The sequence below is a fragment of the Thioalkalivibrio sp. AKL19 genome, from assembly GCF_000420165.1.
Taxonomy (GTDB): Bacteria; Pseudomonadota; Gammaproteobacteria; order Ectothiorhodospirales; family Ectothiorhodospiraceae; genus Thioalkalivibrio.
The window spans coordinates 163540-177531 of sequence record NZ_ATUK01000014.1 but is presented as its reverse complement, the minus strand read 5'-3'; the positions used below and the strand labels follow the sequence as shown (position 1 = coordinate 177531).

The window sequence follows — 13992 nt, the reverse complement described above, 5'->3', positions numbered from 1 at the left end:
AACAGTATCGATGCTGGCCCGGCCGGTCGCAAGGAAGGCGGCCGGGTTTGTCCGGTCCGTCAGCGGATCTGTTCCATCTGGTCGCGGCGGAAGGCCCAGGTGCGGGTGATGACCAGTTCGTCGTATTCCTCGCGCATCGCGTCGGTGAAGGGTGCGTACGGGGCCGCCAGCTCCACGATGCGGATGGCGGCCTGGTCGAGGACCGGTTCCCCGGAACTGCGCGCGACCTCGATATCGAGCAGCTCGCCCTCCGGGTTGATGCGCACCGACAGGACCAGGGTTCCGGACAGGCCCCGGCGCCGCGCCTCGTCCGGATAGTTCAGGTTGCCCAGGCGTTCGACCTTGTTGATCCAGGCCTGCAGGTAGGCGGCCTCGGGGGCGCTGCGCGCGGCCAGGCTATCCAGATAGCGGGTGCGGCTGGCGCGGGTGGAGAATGTCTGGCGCTCTTCCGCCGGTGCCGCGCGGGCGCTCTCCAGGCCGCGGTTCATCAGCGTCGCGGCGGAGGGCCGCTCCTCGGCGTCCGGGGCCTCCAGCGGCTCGGGGTCGGCGACCTCGGGCGGCGCGGCACGCTCGTCCGGGGTGTCGGCGGTGACCTGGTCGGGTTCCGGCTCGGGTTCCGGCTGCGCCGGGTCCATGATCAGCGGGCCTGCCTCCGGCAAGGGTGCGTCCAGGCCCTCCGGCTCGGGTTCGCCGACGCCGGCATCGTCGGCCTCCGGGGCCCGGGCCTCCTGGATTTCCTCGCCCTCGCCGCTGGCGGCCTGGTCCCGGGTGGCGATGTGCTCGATCTCCTCGTCCAGCTCCGGTGGCGGGGCATCGGGGTCGGTGACCCAGGTGATGTCCAGGGGCTCGCGGGTGGGGCTTTCGATCGGATCGACCGCGAAACCGATCCCCAGAATGATCAGCGCGTGCGCGACCACCGCGAGGAAGATCATGGTCCCCAGGTGGTCCTGCATCCGCGGCGACTCCGGTGGCGGGGCGCCCGGTGTGGCGGGGCGCGTCATGCCGCCCCCGGCCCGCGCTCGGCGCGCGCACGCCCGGACCCCGCCGAGTGGCGGGGCCTGGGGGTGCTATGAACTGGGAGCGGGTTTGCGGACATGACGCTGGATTCGGGGATCGGCTAGGACCTGGGCGGTCAGTATACCGGTCAGGCTGCCGGCGATCAGGGCCGCGAGCAACAGTGGCGGCAGTACCAGCGGCAGGTTGGGATGCGGGATGATGATCGCCCAGGCGAGCAGGAATTGCCCGGTGATGTGGCCCATGGCGGCCGCAATGGCCAGTCCCACGGGCCCGACATGCCGGGGTGTGAAGGGCCGCAGTGCGGCCAGCAGGACCAGGCTTGCGACGGCCCCGGCCAGCGAGAGCCAGAAGGCGGGGCTCAGCAGGGTCCCCAGCAGCAGGCTGCTGCCGACCACCCGGATCAGCGTGACCGCGACGGCCGCGCGCCAGCCGAGGACCAGGAGGGTGATCAGGGTGACGATGTTGGCCAGCCCCGGCTTGATGCCGGGGACCGGGCTGGGGATCGCGGCCTCCAGGATCTGGATGCCGATCGCGATGGCGGCCAGTGCCGCGATGGCGCGGTCACGGGCGTCGCTGCCGGCCCGTGGATCGCCGGCCGGGGTCCCCATGTCAGTAATGCATGCTGTCGAAGCCCGGTTCCGTGCCCAGGACCTGGAGGGTCAGCCGGTTGGGCAGGCTGACGGCCACCTCGCCGTGGGCCTGCAGCCAGCCGCTGGCCTCGCAGATGTCCTGGCGTCCGGGGGATTCGGCGCAGCGCGCCCGGCCGGGTTCGATCTCGATGCGGGTAATGCCGGCCGGCCCCCGGATCTCGAGGACCCGGGCCCGGTCCAGTGGCTCGTGCCGGGGTTCGGCCCCGGCCTGGCTGATGACCAGCACCCGGGCATCGCCCGAAGGGCTGTAGGCCAGCACGAAGGCCGTGAGCACGATCGCCGCGGCCAGTGTGCCGATCAGGGCGTCGCCCCAGCGCAGCAGGCCGCCCGTCACGGCAGTTCGCGCACCACGAGCGGTTCCCGGTCGCGGCCGGGTTGTACCCGTTCGGCCAGCGCTGGCGTGGCCTCGATACGGTCTTCCAGCACCACCAGGGCGTGTTCGATGCCCATCTTGCGGGCGTATTCCGGCCAGGCATCCGGCCCGGCGATCATCAGGGTGGTGGCGGCGGCGTCGGCCACGGCCGGGTCGTGGTGGAGCACGGTGGCGCTGTCGATGCCCCGGCTCGGGCGGCCGGTGCGCGGGTCGATCACGTGGTGGATGCGTTCGCCCTCCCAGTCGTAGCCGCGCTCGTAGTCGCCGGATGTGAACAGGGCCTCGCCGGCGTCCAGTTCGATGCTGCCGAGTACGCCGCCATGGGGGTGGCGGATGCCGACGCGCCACGGCCGCCCCTGCGGGCGTCCCAGGGTCATCAGGTCGCCACCGGCGTTGAAGATCGCGGCCTCCACCCCCTGCTCCGCGAGCAGTTCCAGCACGCGTTCCACCGCGAGGCCCTTGGCCAGTCCGCCGAAGTCGAGCTGCAGGTCCGGGTGGGTGCCGCGCAGGCGGACGCCGTTGCGCTCGATGTCCTGCATGCCGGGCGGATCGTCCAGCAGTTCGGCCAGGGTGTCGTCATCCGGCGGCGGGCCTTCGGGTTCGTCCTGGTGGAAGCCCCAGGCGGCGACCAGCTTGCCGAGGGCGGGGTTGAACAAACCGTCGCTCAGGGCCTCCATCTCGCGGCCGCGTTCGATCAGCGGGAGCACCGACGGCGGGGCGCTGAATTCGCCCTGCAGGGCCAGCAACTCGTTGGTGCGACCAAGCGACCCGGGCTCCCAGGCATGCCAGGAGGTGTGCAGGATCTCCAGCTCCTCCTGGACGGCGGTTCCGATCGCCTCCACGTCGTATTCGCCGGCGGGGTAGAGGCTGAGGTCCACCAGCGTGCCGAAGGCGTAGAACCCCAGCTGTTCGGTATCCGGTTCCTCGCCGCCGCAGGCGACCAGCAGGGCGGTTGCAAGCAGCAGGGGCAGGGTGCGGGTCATCACGAGGCGCATACCGGTCATCCTTCCATCGCGCGGGTGAGGTAGTCGATGTACTGCCCGGCCAGATCGTGCCCGCCCGCGGCGTCCAGTTCGCGCACGCCGGTGGGGCTGGTGACGTTGATCTCGGTCAGGTAGTCACCGATCACGTCGATGCCGACAAAGTCCAGGCCGCGGGCCTTGAGCTCCGGGGCGATCTCGCGGCAGATCCAGCGGTCGCGGTCGGTCAGTGCCCGGGCCTCTCCGCGCCCGCCGGCGGCCAGGTTGGCGCGGCTTTCGCCGGCGGCCGGGATGCGCGCCAGGGCGTGTGCGTAGGGTTCGCCGCCGATCAGGATGATGCGCTTGTCGCCGGCCGTGTACTCTGGCAGGAAGCGCTGCGCGACCACGCTGCGCTGGTCGAACTCGGTGATGGTCTCGAGGATCACCGAGGTGTTCGGGTCGTCCTCGCGGATCCGGAATACCGAGGCCCCGCCCATGCCGTCCAGCGGCTTGACGACGATATCGCCGTGGGCCTCGAGGAAGGCGCGGATCCGGCCGCGGTCGCGGGTGATCAGCGTGGGTGGGCAGCACTGCGGGAAGTGGGCGGTAAAGGCCTTCTCGTTGACGTCGCGCAATGCCTGTGGGCGGTTAGAGACGCGCACGCCCTCGCGCTCGGCGAGATCGAGGGCGTAGGTGGCGTAGATGTACTCCAGGTCGAATGGCGGATCCTTGCGCATCAGCAGCAGGTCGAAGCGCGCCGCCGGCCCGGTCTCCGCCGCGCCCAGGGAGAAGAAATCCTCGCGCTGGTCGCGCACCTCGATCGGGTGGCTGCGCGCGGCGGCGCGGCCCTCCTCGATCCAGAGGTCGGCCGGTTCCAGATAGTGCAGACGGTGCCCGCGAGCCTGCGCCGCCAGCATCATCGCGAAGGTGGTGTCCTTCCAGGGTTTGATGCTGGCGACCGGGTCCATCAGGATGGCAATGTTCTTGGCCACGTTGCCTCGTGCGTACGGGGTGTCCGGGGAGTATGCCATGCCGGTCGGGGGCGGCGCGGTCCTGTGCGCCCGGCCCGGTATCCGGTGCATTGCGGTGGACGCGATGCAATATCATGGCGTCCTGTTTGTCACAGGACCCCGCTTCCGCTAGATTCGGGGCGAAATGACCTCAGGGGGAGAAGGTGTCTAACGCGCTTGCCGAAGCGGACTCGGCCACCGAGTTTCAGGGACTCAAGGTCATGGTGATCGATGACAGCAAGACCATCCGGCGCACTGCCGAGTCCTTGCTGCAGAAGCACGGGGCCGAGGTTGTGACTGCCGTGGACGGCTTCGAGGCGCTGTCCAAGGTTGCCCAGTCGCGCCCGGACATTATCTTCATCGATGTCATGATGCCGCGTCTGGATGGCTACCAGACCTGCGCCCTCATCAAGAACAACAAGCAGTTTCGCGCCACGCCGATCATCATGCTGTCGAGCAAGGACAGCGTGTTCGACAAGGCGAAGGGCCGCGTTGTGGGGTCGGAGGACTACCTCACCAAGCCATTCACCAGGGACGACCTCCTGGGTGCCATGCGTCAGTACGCCAGCCCCTCGGCATGACGCACCCCGTCACATCAACCAAGGAAAGACGAACCCCATGGCCCGCATTCTGATCGTTGACGATTCGCCGACCGAGATCCACGTCCTGCGCACCATGCTCGAGAAACACGGGCACTCGGTAACGACGGCCGAGAGTGGCGAGGACGGGGTCGCGGCCGCCAAGTCGCAGGTTCCGGATCTGGTGCTGATGGATGTCGTGATGCCCGGCCTGAATGGCTTCCAGGCGACGCGCCAGCTGTCCCAGGCCGAGGAGACGGCGCATGTGCCGGTCGTCGTGGTCAGCACCAAGGATCAGGCGACCGACCGAGTCTGGGCGATGCGCCAGGGGGCCCGGGACTACATCACCAAGCCGGTAGTGGAGAAGAATCTGCTGGAAACCATCGGGAAGTACCTGTCGGCATGAAGACCGACCTGTCCACGCCGTATGCGCTGATCGCGAGCCTTGATCGCGAAGGGCGCCGCGTCAATCGCGAGCTGCGGCGGGACATTGGTACCGGCTGGCGCGGCGTGCTGCTGCGCGTCGGGGATTTCCGCTTCCTGGTCGACATGGACTCGATCGCCGAGGTCGCCGACCCGATGACGCTGACACGCGTCCCGCTGGCGGATTCCGCCGTGCTGGGCGTGGGCAATCTGCGCGGGCTGGTGCTGCCGGTGTTCGACATGGGCCAGCTGTTGCTGGACCGTCCGCTGCCGGACGATGCGACCGGGCAGCGTATCGTCGTGGCGCCGCAGGGCCAGGGCATGGCCGGGCTGCTGGTCAGCCAGGTCGAGGGGATGCGCCGCTGCATCCCGTCCCAGCGCCGCCTGGAGGTCTCGGTCCCCGAGGCCGTCCGACCCTTTATTACTGGCGGATTCGATCTCGGGCACCGGTTGCACCCGGTGCTGGACCTGGATCTGCTGCTGAATGACAACAATCGCTTTACCGGCACGGGCTTGGCCGGTACATCCAATAGCGAACAGTCCGCAGCCGCCGTCGAATGACGCGGGTCGCGGGGCTGCGACAGGGGGTATGAACTGATGGGATCGAGTCGTCGCGCACGTAATCTTGTCCTCGGGGGGCTGCTGGTACTGGCCCTGATCGCGACCGGCGGGGCCTTCACCTACCACGAGTACGAGCAGAGTCAGTATCGCGACCGCATCGCGCTGGCCAACGATCTGCGCCTGCTGTCACAGCGGCTGGCCACCAGCTCGCTGGAGGCCGCGGCGGGCTCCGAGCAGGCGTTCACCGACCTGCAGTCCCTGCGCGATGACTTCGAGGCGCGCCTGGAGCGGATCCGCGAGGGAGGTGAAGGCCTGCAGCCGCTGCCCGAACCCCTCCACGACGACATCGCCGATGTCGATCGCGCGTGGGCGGCGTACCGGGAGCACATCAACACGGTCATCCTCGGACGCTCGGATATTCAGCTGATCACCGAGTTTTCCGACGCGGTGGCGGCCTTCTCGCCGGAGCTTTCGCGGTTGTCCGATGATGTCGTGCGACGCATGACCCAGATCGGTGAGCCGCCCGAGCAGGTCTACGTCGCGGCGCGTCAGACCATGCTGATCCAGCGCATCGCCAACAGCCTGGGGCAGGTGCTCCAGGGCGGTGCCGAGGCGGCCACTGCGATCGAGCGTTTCGAGCGTGATGCGACGCTGTACGGTCGCGTCCTGGACGGCCTGATCGAGGGCTTTGCCCCGCTGGGCGTCGAACCCGTCGATGATGCGCAGGCCCGTGCGCTGCTGCAGGAGATCGCCACCCTGTTCGTCGCCTTCAGCGAGGCGGTGGAGGGCGTGCTGGATACCTCCACCCAGGTGTTCGAGGTCAATGCGGCCGCCTCCAGCGTCGAGGCCAGCAGCGGCGCCATGCTGGAGACGACCGGCGAGTTCGAGAACGCGATTACCCGGGAGGCCGATCGCGCGGGCGTGATTGCGCTGATCGGTTTCGGCTTCGGCGGTCTGGCGCTGCTCCTGCTGATCGCGATGGGGCTGTTCCTCTACCGCGATACCAAGCGCGAGCTGGCCGAGACCGAGGCCCAGAACGAACGCAACCAGCAGGCGATCCTGCGCCTGCTCGATGAAATGATGAACCTGGCGGACGGGGACCTCACCGTGAACGCGACGGTGACCGAGGACTTTACTGGCGCCATCGCGGACTCGATGAACTACGCGATCGAGAACCTGCGGACCCTGGTCGCGACCATCAACACGGTGGCGGCCGACATCAGCGAATCCTCCGCCACTACGCGTTCCCAGGTGCTCGGGCTGGCCGAGAAGTCGGAAGAGCAGGCCCGCGAGATCCAGCGCGCGGACGACGCGATCGACGAGGTGTCGCGCTCGGTCGACAAGGTCGCCCAGGACGCCGAGCAGTCGGCCTCCGTGGCGCGTAACTCGGTGGAGATCGCATCCCGCGGGGCGGGTACCGTGCGTCGCTCCATCGAGGGCATGGACAGTATCCGCGAGCAGATCCAGGAGACGGCGAAGCGGATCAAGCGCCTGGGTGAATCGTCGCAGGAGATCGGCGACATCATCGGCCTGATCAACGACATCGCCGAACAGACCAACGTGCTGGCACTGAATGCGGCGATCCAGGCGTCTGCCGCGGGCGAGGCCGGTCGCGGCTTCGCGGTGGTGGCGGATGAGGTCCAGCGCCTCGCGGAGCGTTCCTCCAGCGCGACCCGTCAGGTGGAAGGGCTGGTCAAGGCCATCCAGGCCGATACCAGCGAGGCCGTGAGCTCCATGGAACAAAGTACCGCCAACGTGGTGCAGGGGGCCGAACTGGCCCAGGCCGCGGGCGAGGCGCTGTCCGAGATCGAACAGGTCTCGGCCGACCTGGCCGACCTGATCGACGGGATCTCCTCTTCGGCGCGCAAGCAGTCCGAGATGGCGCAGGACGTGACGTCCATCATGTCGCAGATCCGCGAGATCACCTCCGAGACCACGCAGGGCACCCAGTCCACCGCGGCGGCGATCGGCGACCTCGCCCAGCTCTCGGCCCAGCTCCAGTCCTCGGTGTCGGACTTCAAGCTACCCGAGCCGGAAGGTCGTGCCGACACCCTGGGCGGTACCCCCGACGAGGCGGATCCCGACCCCGATTCCGGCACGCCGCCCTCCGACGAACAGCGGGCCTGACGGCGGACGCGGCCGATGGCATCCAGCGCACTGAACTGGGTCCGTGACGAACTCGACAAGCTGTTTGTCGAGGTCCAGGACGCCTTGCGGCGGTATTCCGACGACCCGGCCTGTGGTGATTGCCTGGCCGAGGCTCGCAGCCGGGTCGAGCAGATCCGCAACACCCTGGTCATGGTCCAGGTCGAGAGCGTGGTCCTGATCCTGGACGAGATGCTGCAGGTCCTGGATGAACTCCAGCAGGCCGACGAGCCGAACATGGCGGCCACCGAGCCCCTGCTGCGCGCCTCCCTGCAACTCCCGGACTATCTCGAGAATGAGGGCGATGGCGAGCTGCCCTCGCCGATGATCCTGGTGCCCCTGCTGAACGAGCTGCGCAGCAGTCGAGGGGCATCGCTGCTGCTGGATGTCGCGGCGCTGATGCCGGACCCGCAGGCCGTGGACGACGAACGCGTCGGTTCCGGTGGCGAAGTGCAGGATCCGGCCTCGCGCATCCCGGTGTTGCAACAGGCGCGCCGCCGCTTCCAGCGTGACCTTCTGGAACTGGTGCGGGGCGAGGATGTGCTCGATCCGGCCGCTCGCATGCAGGCGACTGCGCGTGTGGTCGAGGAAGCAGTTCCGGCTGGCGAGGCGCGGCGCCTGTTCTGGGTCGCCGGGGCGATGCTGGAGGCGTTAGCACAGGGCGGTATCGAGGCCGATACCGACGTCCGCCGGCTGGTGGGACGGGTGGATCGTGAACTCGGGCGCTACCTCAATGTCCTGACGACCCATGTGGAAGCCGGTGATCCCGGGTCGGAACCCGCCTACGAGGCGCCGTCCGACCTGATCAAGACCCTGCTGTTCCATGTCGCCTGTGCCACCTCGGAGGGGGAGCAGACCCTCGCCGTGCGCGAGGTCTTCGGGCTCGATCACTTTAGCCTGGAGGACGGTGGCAGCGGCGTGGGCCGATCGGTCTACGACAACCTGCGCCAGGCACTGGAAGACGACCTTGCCGAGGTGCGCGAGCGGCTGGATGTGCTGATGCGTTCCCCGGTGCGCGGGACCGAGGATCTCGCCAACCTGCGCGAGCAGGTCGAACGTATCGGCTCGACGCTCAGCCTCCTGGGGCTGGATGCCGGGCAGGAGCATACCGACGCCCTGACCGCCTCGCTGACGCCGGAACGTGCCGGCGAGGCGGACGACCAGGTCGACATGGTGCTCGCGGAGCACCTGCTGGCGCTCGAGTCCCTGCTGGAGTCGGGCCTGCGCCGCCAGCGCAACAGCCCAACGCCACAGGCTGAATTCGACCGCGCCCTGGCAGCGGCCGTGTACAAGGAGGCCCTGGTCGATGTGCGCCGGGTTCGCGATATCTTCCTCGGATTCCTGGATGCGGGGGCAGACGCCAGTAATGACGGACTCGACGAGGCCCGCGAGGGCCTGCGCCGCATCGAGGGCGCGATGTCGATGTCGGGCTTCGAGGCCCTGCATGCCCTGCTCGGACCACTGATCCGCCACCTCGATTCCCGCGCTGGCATGGCCGCGACCGAGCTCGACGAGGGCGAGATCGAGGCGCTGGCCGAGGTGCTCAGCAGCATCGAGGTGGCGCTCGAGTCCTCCGGTCAGCCCTGGCGCGAACTGGATAGCGTCCACGAGCGTGGAATCGCGGCACTGCAGCGCATTGGCGCAATCTCCGGCGGTGATGCCGCGGATCTGCGCCTGGCCGCCGCGCCGGACGTGGCGGATGAAGCACCGCCGACGCCCACGCTCGACGAGGCCGAGTCCGCCCCCGGCGACCTTCCGGACTTCGATTTCGGCGCCGCCGACGAAGAACCCGCCGAAGTGTCGCCTGACCCGTCCGCTGAGCCCTCGCCAGCCGATGCCGAAGCACCGCCGCCCCCTCCCCAGGCCACCCCGGTGCCGGCCGGGGGCCGCGATTCGCTGCCCTTCGACGACACCGTGCTGGCCGACCAGGTACGCGGGCCCGATGTCGATCCGGAGATCCTCGAGATCTTCCTCGAGGAGGCGGACGAGGAGGTGGCGAGCCTGCGCCAGCAATTCCCGCTCTGGCAGGCCAACCCCGCCGACCTCGACAGCCTGTCGGTGATCCGGCGCTCCTTCCACACCTTGAAGGGATCGGGCCGCCTGGCCGGGGCCCTGCGCCTGGGCGAGTTCGCCTGGGCCGTGGAGTCGTTCCTCAACCGGTTGCTGGATTCGGACCACGAGGCCGATCACGCCACGTTGCAGGTGATCGAGGATGCCATCGGGGTGCTCCCCGGGCTGGTGGCCGAGGTCCGTGACGACACCGGGCCGGATACGCCGGTCCTCGACATCGCCCTGCGCCTGCGGGCTCTGGCCGCCGGCGAGCCGGAACCCGAGGCCGAGCTGGACGACGAGGCGGCCGAGCGCGCCGCGCCCCCGGGGGCGGCCGCGGAGTTCGAGGCGCTGGCGCGGACCCTCGACGGGATGGACCCCACCGATACCCCGGCGGGCACGGAAACCACGGACATCACGGATACCGCCGAGGCGGACCCGGACGAGGCGGCCGGGGAGCTCCCGCAGGACCCGGGCGCGTTCGTGCCGGATCTCCCGCCGGATGCGCTCGAGCCGGGCGACCTGGATACCGTAACGCCCGGGCCGCAGCAGGACGCGGAGCCCGCCCCGCAAGAGCCGTCGGCATCCGGGTCGGCCGTCGAGCCGCTGGACCTGGATGATCTCGAACTTCCCTCCGACGCCTTCGAGGTGACGGAAGAAGCCCTGGACGAGGACGACTCGCTGGCGGCCGACGCCGTGATCGAGGCGGGGGAGGCGGGCGCACCGCTGGAAGGGGATGCCGAAGAAGGCATCGCGCCGGAGGAGCCGGCGGCAGTCGAACCCGACCTGCAGGATGCACCCGCGGAACCTGTGGCCGCACGCATGGATACGGATCCGCAGCTGTGGCAGGTGTTTGCGGCCGAGGCCCAGGTCCATCTGCTCACCCTGCGTGGCTGGCTGGACGAGGCCCAGTGGCGTCCCGACCGGGTCCCGAATCACGATCTCGAACGGGCACTGCACACCCTGAACGGCAGCGCACGCACGGCCGACATCCGGGGCATCTACTCGGTCTGCGGCCCGTTCGAGCGCCTGATCCGCATCCACCGCGACATGGAATGGGCGTTGCCGGCCGGCGCCGTCGCGCTCCTGCGTCAGCTCGAGACCTATGTCGCCGATGCGGTCGGGGACGACGAGCCGGACCCGGCCAAGGTGCTGGAGCCGCCGCCCTGGGCCTCGGAGGTCTACGCCCTGCTGGATCATGCGACGGCCGAGCAGCTCTTGCGCGCCGAGGAACAGGCGGACGAGGAAGAGGCGTCGGACTTCGATGATGTCGAGCCCGCCGCGTCCGGCGCGGAGACGGAACCGGACGTGTCCGGCGAGCCGGAGCCCGAGCTGGAGATCGACTGGGAGTTCGCCGAGGTCTTCATCGAGGAGGCCCGCGACATCCTCGACGCCGCCTTCGCCGCCCTCAATGGCTGGCGCGAGGCCGGCGGCCGTCCGGGCCCGGACCAGAATGCCTTCCAGCGTGAGGTGCATACCCTGAAGGGCAGCGCGCGCATGGCCGGCTTCACCGTGGTCGGGGCGATTGCGCACGCCCTGGAAAGCGCCCTGAGCGTAGAGACCGAGACCGGCCTGGAACCGCGTGACGGCTTCTTCCAGCTCACGGAGCGTGCCCTGACCGACGTGCAGCATCTGGTCGAGCGCGGAGTTGGCGCCTGGCAGATGGACGAGGCGGCCAGTGACTCGCTGCCCGCCCTGCGTGCCTGGTCTGCGGGCGAATCGGATGCCGAGGCACCCGTGGACCCGAGCGAGGCGGATGCCGCGGAGCCCGATGATTCGGCGGCCGAAGACGCCGTCGGCGCCGATCTGGCGACAGCACAGGTGGTCGAGACCGATCGCCGTTCCCACGAGATGCCGGAGACCGAAGGCCGGCGCATCCAGGACCAGGTCCGCATGGACGCCGAGGTCCTCGACAGCCTGGTGAACAATGCCGGCGAGCTGGCGACGTTCCATCGTCGTTTCGAACAGACCGTCGGCCGGGTCGAAGGACAGGTCGACGAACTCGACCGTACGATCGCCCGCCTGCGCGACCAGCTGCGCAAGCTCGAGATCGAGACCGAGGCGCAGATCCTGTTCCGGGTGGAGGAAGAGAGCGGTGAGGAGGCCGTCGACTTCGATCCCCTGGAGATGGACCGCTATTCCGGTATTCAGCAGTTGTCGCGCGCCCTGGCCGAAAGTGTCAGTGACCTCGAGGCCCTGAAGCAGGAGGTCGGCGACGAACTGCAGAACGCCGGCGGGATCCTGCTGCAGCAGCGCCGCGTTGGCACCGACCTGCAGGACCAGTTGATGCGGCAGCGCATGGTGCGTTTTGCCCGCATGGCCCCGCGACTGCGCCGGGTGGTACGCCAGGCGGGCGAGGACTTGGGCAAGGGGGTCCGGGTCGAGTTTACCGGACAGGGGGCCGAGCTTGACCGCGCCCTGCTGGAACGGCTGGTCTCGCCGCTGGAACACCTGCTGCGCAACGCCATTGCGCACGGCATTGAAGCACCGGCCGAGCGCGAGCAGGCGCACAAGCCCGCGCAGGGGCAGATCGATGTCAGCCTGGAACAGTCCGGCAGCGAGATCCGCCTGCAGGTGACCGACGACGGCAAGGGCATCGACGCCGAGGCCATCCGCGCCCGGGCGATCGAGCGGGGCCTCATCGCGGCCGATGCCGACGTAAGCGACTCCCAGGCCCTGCAACTGATCCTCCAGTCCGGGTTCTCCACGGCCGCCGCGGTCTCGCAGGTCGCGGGGCGCGGGGTTGGCCTGGATGTGGTCAACAGCGACGTGAAGCAGCTGGGCGGCACACTGGAGATCCAGTCGACGCCCGGCAAGGGTTCGCGCTTCACCATGCGTCTGCCGTTCACCCTGGCCATCTCCCAGGCCCTGCTGGTGCAAGTGGGCGAAGAGACCTTCGCCGTCCCGATGGCGTCGGTGGAGGGGGTCGTGCGTGCCCGCGCCGAGGAGATCGACGCGCGTGATGGCAAGGCGACCTACAACTACATCGGCCAGGACTACGAGGTGCGTGGCCTGGGCGACCTGATGGGCGTGGAGAGCCAGGCCGGGATCGACCACTTCCCGGATCACCCGTTCCCGTTGTTGCTGGTTCGGGCCGACGATCGGCGCGTCGCCCTGCGCATCGACGGCCTGCTGGGGAGCCAGGAGGTCGTGGTGAAGTCCGTGGGGCCGGTGCTGAGCCGCATTCCGGGCGTGGCCGGGGCCACCCTGCAGGGCGACGGGTCGGTGATGCTCATCCTGGATCTCAGCATGCTGGTGCGCTTTGCCGAGGCCGCCGCGTCGCTGCCCGAGGCACCGCAGACGGCGGCGGAGGGCGCGAGTTCCCGACGGATCATGGTGGTGGACGACTCGATCACCATCCGCAAGGTCACGGCGCGCCTGCTGACCCGTCACGGCTACGACGTGGTGACCGCGCGCGATGGCCTGGATGCGGTGGGCCTGCTGGACGAGCGCCGCCCGCAATTGATCCTGCTGGATGTCGAGATGCCGCGCATGGATGGCTTCGAGTTCGCCGCGCACGTGCGCGATCACCCGGACTTCGGGCATGTGCCGATCATCATGATTACCTCGCGCAGCGGGACCAAGCACCGCGAGCGGGCCGACCGCCTCGGGGTCAACGGGTATCTCGGCAAGCCGTATCTCGAGAATGACCTGCTGAATGCGATCCGCGAGCAACTGCAGGAGGTGTCCGCATGAGCGACGAGGCACAGGCCCAGGCCGTCGAGGCCGTGATCGTGCAGCTGGATGCGGGATCCATCCTGCTGCCGCGTAGTGCCTTTCTCGAGGTCACGACGCGGGCGGGGGCGGTGGAGCAGGCCTCCGAGCACCCGGATATTCAGTGGCTGGAGCCCAGCCTGGTCTGGCAGGACGTGCAGGTGCCGGTGGTTAACGTGAACCAGCTTCTGGACCCGGGCCGCGACACGGGCGAGGACCGTCGCCGTTTCACGCGTTTGCTGGTGATGCAGGCGGTGATGGAACCGGATCACCTGCCGTTCTATGCGCTGGAGGTTCGCGGTACGCCCCATCCGGTGCAGATCACTCCGCAGAACATCTACGCGCTCGAGGATTCCGATGCCACGCCGTGGTCCTGGCGCGTCAAGGCGTCGGGGGTGACGACGCACCTGCTGCGCCTGGATATCCTCGAGCAGCGTCTGCTGGAGATCGCCGAGGGCCAGCCGGCCTGAGAGCCCTCCCGCCCCCGCTGCGGTGCACGCCTAGACTTCCGAG

Annotated in this window: 11 protein-coding genes; 6 read left to right on the top strand and 5 right to left on the bottom strand. The window is 69.1% G+C overall.

Going from position 1 to position 13992, the window contains the following annotated elements:
- Window positions 1-59: 59 nt before the first annotated feature.
- From F817_RS0110545 to gshB, 5 genes are all read right to left on the bottom strand, one after another.
- Window positions 60-1001: an energy transducer TonB gene (locus tag F817_RS0110545; protein WP_024327619.1), complete on the bottom strand. Its 942-nt coding sequence runs from the start codon at window positions 999-1001 to the stop codon at window positions 60-62.
- Between the two features lie 66 nt (window positions 1002-1067).
- On the bottom strand, window positions 1068-1625 hold the full coding sequence (locus F817_RS0110540) for a Gx transporter family protein (RefSeq protein WP_024327618.1): 558 nt from the start codon (window positions 1623-1625) through the stop codon (window positions 1068-1070).
- Between the two features lies 1 nt (window position 1626).
- On the bottom strand, window positions 1627-2001 hold the full coding sequence (locus F817_RS0110535) for a NusG domain II-containing protein (RefSeq protein ID WP_024327617.1): 375 nt from the start codon (window positions 1999-2001) through the stop codon (window positions 1627-1629).
- Window positions 1998-3035 (bottom strand): FAD:protein FMN transferase, encoded by a 1038-nt coding sequence (locus F817_RS0110530; RefSeq protein WP_024327616.1) that lies wholly within the window; start codon window positions 3033-3035, stop codon window positions 1998-2000. Before F817_RS0110530 ends, F817_RS0110535 begins: the two co-directional genes overlap by 4 nt.
- Before the next feature lie 5 nt (window positions 3036-3040).
- A complete protein-coding gene (gene gshB / locus F817_RS0110525; protein ID WP_051132342.1) occupies window positions 3041-4030 on the bottom strand; it encodes a glutathione synthase in 990 nt (329 codons plus the stop codon).
- 143 nt (window positions 4031-4173) lie between these two features.
- Here gshB and F817_RS0110520 point away from each other — a divergent pair, with 143 nt between their 5' ends.
- Genes F817_RS0110520 through F817_RS0110495 form a run of 6 tightly spaced genes read left to right on the top strand, consistent with a single transcriptional unit; the run spans window position 4174 to window position 13949 of the window.
- Window positions 4174-4590 carry a PleD family two-component system response regulator gene (locus tag F817_RS0110520; protein ID WP_024327614.1) on the top strand — a complete coding sequence of 139 codons (417 nt, stop codon included), beginning with the start codon at window positions 4174-4176 and terminating at the stop codon, window positions 4588-4590.
- Between the two features lie 37 nt (window positions 4591-4627).
- The gene (locus tag F817_RS0110515; RefSeq protein ID WP_018865952.1) at window positions 4628-4993 is read left to right on the top strand and encodes a PleD family two-component system response regulator; all 366 of its coding nucleotides are present in this window, start codon (window positions 4628-4630) and stop codon (window positions 4991-4993) included.
- Entirely contained in the window at window positions 4990-5571 is a 582-nt protein-coding gene (locus tag F817_RS0110510; protein WP_024327613.1) for a chemotaxis protein CheW, read from the top strand. Before F817_RS0110515 ends, F817_RS0110510 begins: the two co-directional genes overlap by 4 nt.
- A gap of 36 nt (window positions 5572-5607) precedes the next feature.
- Window positions 5608-7698: a methyl-accepting chemotaxis protein gene (locus F817_RS0110505; protein ID WP_024327612.1), complete on the top strand. Its 2091-nt coding sequence runs from the start codon at window positions 5608-5610 to the stop codon at window positions 7696-7698.
- Window positions 7699-7713: 15 nt separating this feature from the next.
- Window positions 7714-13461: an Hpt domain-containing protein gene (locus F817_RS0110500; protein ID WP_024327611.1), complete on the top strand. Its 5748-nt coding sequence runs from the start codon at window positions 7714-7716 to the stop codon at window positions 13459-13461.
- The gene (locus F817_RS0110495) at window positions 13458-13949 is read left to right on the top strand and encodes a hypothetical protein (RefSeq protein WP_024327610.1); all 492 of its coding nucleotides are present in this window, start codon (window positions 13458-13460) and stop codon (window positions 13947-13949) included. Before F817_RS0110500 ends, F817_RS0110495 begins: the two co-directional genes overlap by 4 nt.
- Window positions 13950-13992 lie beyond the last annotated feature (43 nt).

Excerpts from the sequence above, each read along its gene's own strand:
- F817_RS0110505 (WP_024327612.1), top strand. The coding sequence starts at position 5,608 with ATGGGATCGAGTCGTCGCGCACGTAATCTTGTCCTCGGGGGGCTGCTG.
- F817_RS0110530 (WP_024327616.1), bottom strand. The coding sequence starts at position 3,035 with ATGCGCCTCGTGATGACCCGCACCCTGCCCCTGCTGCTTGCAACCGCC.
- F817_RS0110545 (WP_024327619.1), bottom strand. The coding sequence starts at position 1,001 with ATGACGCGCCCCGCCACACCGGGCGCCCCGCCACCGGAGTCGCCGCGG.
- F817_RS0110540 (WP_024327618.1), bottom strand. The coding sequence starts at position 1,625 with ATGGGGACCCCGGCCGGCGATCCACGGGCCGGCAGCGACGCCCGTGAC.
- F817_RS0110495 (WP_024327610.1), top strand. The coding sequence starts at position 13,458 with ATGAGCGACGAGGCACAGGCCCAGGCCGTCGAGGCCGTGATCGTGCAG.
- F817_RS0110500 (WP_024327611.1), top strand. The coding sequence starts at position 7,714 with ATGGCATCCAGCGCACTGAACTGGGTCCGTGACGAACTCGACAAGCTG.
- F817_RS0110510 (WP_024327613.1), top strand. The coding sequence starts at position 4,990 with ATGAAGACCGACCTGTCCACGCCGTATGCGCTGATCGCGAGCCTTGAT.
- gshB (WP_051132342.1), bottom strand. The coding sequence starts at position 4,030 with ATGGCATACTCCCCGGACACCCCGTACGCACGAGGCAACGTGGCCAAG.
- F817_RS0110515 (WP_018865952.1), top strand. The coding sequence starts at position 4,628 with ATGGCCCGCATTCTGATCGTTGACGATTCGCCGACCGAGATCCACGTC.